This is a genomic window from Methylobacterium sp. CCH5-D2 (assembly GCF_001556475.1).
GTDB classification, from domain to species: domain Bacteria; phylum Pseudomonadota; class Alphaproteobacteria; order Rhizobiales; family Beijerinckiaceae; genus Methylobacterium; species Methylobacterium hispanicum.
In genome coordinates this window covers 1-4,035 of record NZ_LSIX01001075.1, presented here as the reverse complement: position 1 = coordinate 4,035, position 4,035 = coordinate 1, and the positions used below count along the sequence as shown (strand labels likewise).

3 protein-coding genes are annotated in these 4,035 nt (G+C 73.0%); 1 reads left to right on the top strand and 2 read right to left on the bottom strand.

Features of this window, described 5'->3' with window-relative positions; translation table 11 throughout:
- Positions 1–1,089, top strand: a 1,089-nt coding sequence (locus tag AX737_RS35015; RefSeq protein ID WP_245293522.1) for a multidrug ABC transporter ATPase, incomplete at its 5' end; no start/stop codon positions are given.
- Positions 1,090–1,205: 116 nt separating this feature from the next.
- On the opposite strand, the gene AX737_RS37595 is transcribed toward AX737_RS35015, so the two are convergent.
- Together AX737_RS37595 and AX737_RS29090 are read right to left on the bottom strand one after the other, a co-directional pair.
- Positions 1,206–2,660 carry an NADH-quinone oxidoreductase subunit N gene (locus AX737_RS37595; protein ID WP_156454034.1) on the bottom strand — a complete coding sequence of 485 codons (1,455 nt, stop codon included), beginning with the start codon at positions 2,658–2,660 and terminating at the stop codon, positions 1,206–1,208.
- Positions 2,657–4,035 (bottom strand): NADH-quinone oxidoreductase subunit M (locus AX737_RS29090; protein ID WP_066927441.1); only part of this gene is annotated, 1,379 nt, incomplete at its 5' end. The genes AX737_RS37595 and AX737_RS29090, both read right to left, overlap by 4 nt.

Below are 4,035 nucleotides of genomic sequence, written 5' to 3'. Positions count from 1 at the left end.
CCGCCCGCCGCGTCCCTGGACGCGGCGGGACGGCCAGGCGCCCGCCCGGCAGTGGCGGCGCGGCTGGAATCCTACGTCGTGCGTGCGACCTCGCGGCTGCAGTTCCGTCTCGTGCTCCTCTCCGTCCTGACGCTGCCGGCGGCCTGGCTGCTCCTTGAGATCCCCAAGCACATCATCAACCACGCCCTCGCCGACGATACGGGCGACGGTCACCCGAAGATGGCCTTCCTCGGCGTCCAGCTGGGTCGCGTCGAGCTGCTGTTCGCGCTGTGTGCCAGCTACCTGGCCGTGCTCACGCTCAGCGGCCTCGCCAAGTACGCGGTCAATCGGGTCCGGGGGCGCGTGAACGAGCGCCTCGTGCGCCGCCTCCGCCTCGCCATCGTCCGCCGCGCGCGCGGCGAGCGCTCCCCCGAACGGCGGGCCACGCTGGCCGCCGTCGCGGTCCAGGAGGTCGAGCCCATCGGCTATTTCGGCGGCAGCCTGGTGGTCGTGCCACTCGTCCAAGGCGGCACGCTCGTGACCAGCATCGTCTTCCTCCTCCTGCAGAACGCCGCCCTGGCGCTGGCGGCCCTGATCATGCTGCCGGTCCAGCTGTCTATCCTGCCGCGGTTGCAGGGGCGGTTGAACGCGAAGGTCCGCCAAAGGGTCCATGCCACGCGGGAGCTGGGGGCGCTCCTCACCGCTCCCGCGGACGCGCGACAAGCCGGCCGCGCGGCGTGCGAGCCCTCCGACCTGAGCCGGCAGATGCTTCAGGCCCGGAAGCTTGAGGGGGTGCGCATCGAGATCAACGACCTGAAGGGCCGCCTCAAGGGCCTCTACAACTACACCTCGAACCTCACCCCGTTCTTCTTCTTCTCGATCGGCGGCTACCTCGTCGTGCAGGGTCAGCTCTCGCTCGGCGCGCTCGTCGCAGCCCTGGCCGCCTACAAGGAGATCGCCCCGGCCATGCGCGAGCTGTTCGACTTCGCCCAGGACTGGTCCGACGCGAGCGCGCGCTTCGAGGAGGTCACCAAGGCCCTCGGGCCGGCCGGGCCTGGGGATCGCGCGACGGAGAGGTCGGCGCGCGACCGGACCGTTCGGGCGGCCTGAGCGAAGCCGGCGAGCGCCGGAGCCTCGCGAGCAGGCGTCCGGCCCCGCGCGACGACGCCATCCCGCATGGCCGGGCACCACCCTCACCTTCCGGCACGCACCCGGCGCGGCCGCTCCTACCGCAGCAGCGTCGCGCCGAGCTGTGCCAGCCCGCGCCCGAGGCCCGGCGCGATGCCGAGGCCCAGCGTCCCTGCCGTGCACAAGCCGAGTGCCCATGCGTAGCCGGCGCCGGATGCCGGCCCCTCGGCACGGTCCGGATCCCTGAAGTACGTCTCCGCGATGATGGCCGCGTAGTAGAACAGCGCCACCGCCATGTTGGCGGCGGCCACCACGGCCAGCCACGCGAAGCCGCCCTCGATGGCGGCCACGAGCAGGAAGACCTTGCCGGCGAAGCCCGCCAACGGCGGGACGCCCGCGAGCGACAGGAGGGCAAGCGCCAGCGCCGCCGCCGGCCCCGGCGCCCGCCGTCCGAGGCCGCGGATCGCGGCGAGGGCGTCGCTCCCGGTCATGCGCTCGACCTGCGCGACCACCGCGAACGCCGAGAGGTTCATCAGGAGATAGGCCGCGAGGTAATAGCCTATGGCCGGCAGGGCCTCGGGGGCCTGCCCGGCCGCCGCAACCCCCATCAGCACGTAGCCGGCCTGGGCGATGCTCGAATAGGCCAGCAGGCGCTTCAGGCTCGCCTGGCGGAGGGCCACCAAGTTGCCGAAGGTCATCGTCGCGGCGGCCAGGAGCGCGAGCACGGTCGGCCAGGCGGCGAGGCCGTCCGGCATCGCCGCCAGCAGGAAGCGGAGGAGGCCGGCGAAGGCGGCCACCTTCGGCACGACGGAGACGAAGCCCGAGGCGGGGGCCGTCCCGCCCTGGAACACGTCCGGGGCCCAGACGTGGAACGGCACCAGCGTCATCTCGAAGCCGTAGCCGACGAGGACCAGGCCGAAGGCCAGCGCCACCCAGGCCCGGTCGGCGCCGGCCAGCCCCGCCCCGATGGCCCGCAGGTTCAGGCTGCCGGTGAGGCCGAACAGGAAGGTGAGGCCGTAGGCCATCACCGCCAGCGCGGCGGCGCCGTAGAGGAAGTACTTGAGCGTCGCCTCCTGGGCCGGTCCGTCGCTCCGCACGAGCAGGACGAGCAGGTAGGACGGGAAGCTCACCATCTGCAGGAACAGGATGATGAGGCCGAGATCCGTGGCCGCCGTGAGCCCCATGCCGCCCACGGTCGCCATGAGCAGCGCGACCGGGTGGTGCGGTTCCTGCTCGCTCCCGCGGAAGTGGGACCCGAGCGCGAGCAGGCTCACCAGGGCGCCGGCCTCGATGACCAACTGGTAGAAGCCCCGGAACGGGTCGACGGCGTAGGTGCCGCAGAAGGCCTCGCGCGGCGGGGCCGTCAGCATCGGCGCGGTCAGGCCCATCGCGACGAGCAGGGCGAGGAGCGCGACGGCGGCGGGCAGGCGGCGCCACCGGCCCCGGACCCAGCCGGCAACCGGGACCAGCGCGAGGGCGCTCCCCGCCAGGACCATCTCGGGCGCGACGGCGCCGAGATCCATGCAGCCGCCCATCGCCTGCCCGCCGGTCATGGAAGGTGCGCCAGGGCTGCGGTCGTGCCGTCGAGCAGCGCGACGAGGACGGCCGGCAGGACGCCGATGCCGACCGCCAGTGCCGCGAGCGCCCCCGCCGCGCCCGCCTCGGCCGCCGTGAGGGGCGGCAGCGCCGGCATGTCGGGCGGCGCCCGACCCATCAGCAGGCCCGTCAACAGCCGGAGGTAGACCGCGGTCGTCACGACGAGCGCGAGGACCGCGAGCGCGGCGACCCAGGCGGAGAGCTGCAGGGCGGCGCCGATGGCCTGGAACTCCGCGATGAAGCCGGACAGGCCCGGGAGTCCGAGCGAGCCGAAGGCGAGCAGGCCGAACAGCCCGCTGAAGGCCGGCATCGCGCCGATCAGGCCGCCGAAGCGGGCGAGTTCCCGCGTGCCGGCGCGGTGCTGGAGCATGCCCACCAGCAGGAACATGCCGCCGGTCAGGAAGCCGTGGCTGACCATCTGCACGGCGGCGCCGTTCAGCGCCAGCCGGCGCACGCCCTCGTTGCCGGCCAGCGCCGCCACCGCGACGCCGAGCGTGACGAAGCCCATGTGGTTGACGGAGGTGTAGGCGACGAGCCGCTTCATGTCGGACTGCGCCAGCGCCGCCAGGGCCCCGTAGAGGAGCGATGCCAGGGCCAGGGCAACCAGGAGCCAGCCGAACCGTGCGACCGTGTCCGGCAGGGTCGGCAGCAGCACGGCGAGCATGCCGTAGCCGCCCATCTTGAGCTGGAGACCGGCCAGCACGACGCTGCCCTCGGTCGGCGCCTCGACATGCGCGTCGGGCAACCAGTTGTGCAGCGGCACCACCGGGAGCTTCACCCCGAACCCGAGGAGGAGGGCCAGGAAGACGAGGCCGCCCGCGAGCGGGGTCCGGTCCAGCGGCCGCGCCTGGACGATGGCCGGCAGCGAGAAGGTGTGGGGCTCCATGGCGAGGTAGAGGGCGAGGAAGCCGAGCAGCATGGCGAGGCTGCCGGCGCGGGTGTAGAGGAAGAACTTGAGCGCCGCGTACCGCCGCCGCTCCCCGCCCCAGATGCCGACGATGAAGTACATCGGCACCAGGCCGACCTCGAAGAACAGGTAGAACAGCAGCAGGTCCTGCGCCGCGAACAGCCCGATCAGCCCGGTCGCGAGCAGGAGGAAGAGGAAGGCGTGGGCGTGCGCCCGGTCGTGCTCGCCCAGCACGTAGACCATCACCACCGTGAGCAGGAGGGCCGTGAGCAGGATCAGCGCCAGGGAGAGGCCGCCGACGCCGACGTCGTAGCGCGCCCCGAGCGACGGGATCCATGGGAGCGACATCCGCCATTGCAGGCCGCCGTCGTCCGGATCGAAGCCGGCCCAGAGGATGAGCGCCGCGCCCAGCGTCAGCACGGAAC

Coding starts and splice junctions, on each gene's coding strand:
- AX737_RS37595 (WP_156454034.1), bottom strand. CDS start 2,660: ATGACCGGCGGGCAGGCGATGGGCGGCTGCATGGATCTCGGCGCCGTC.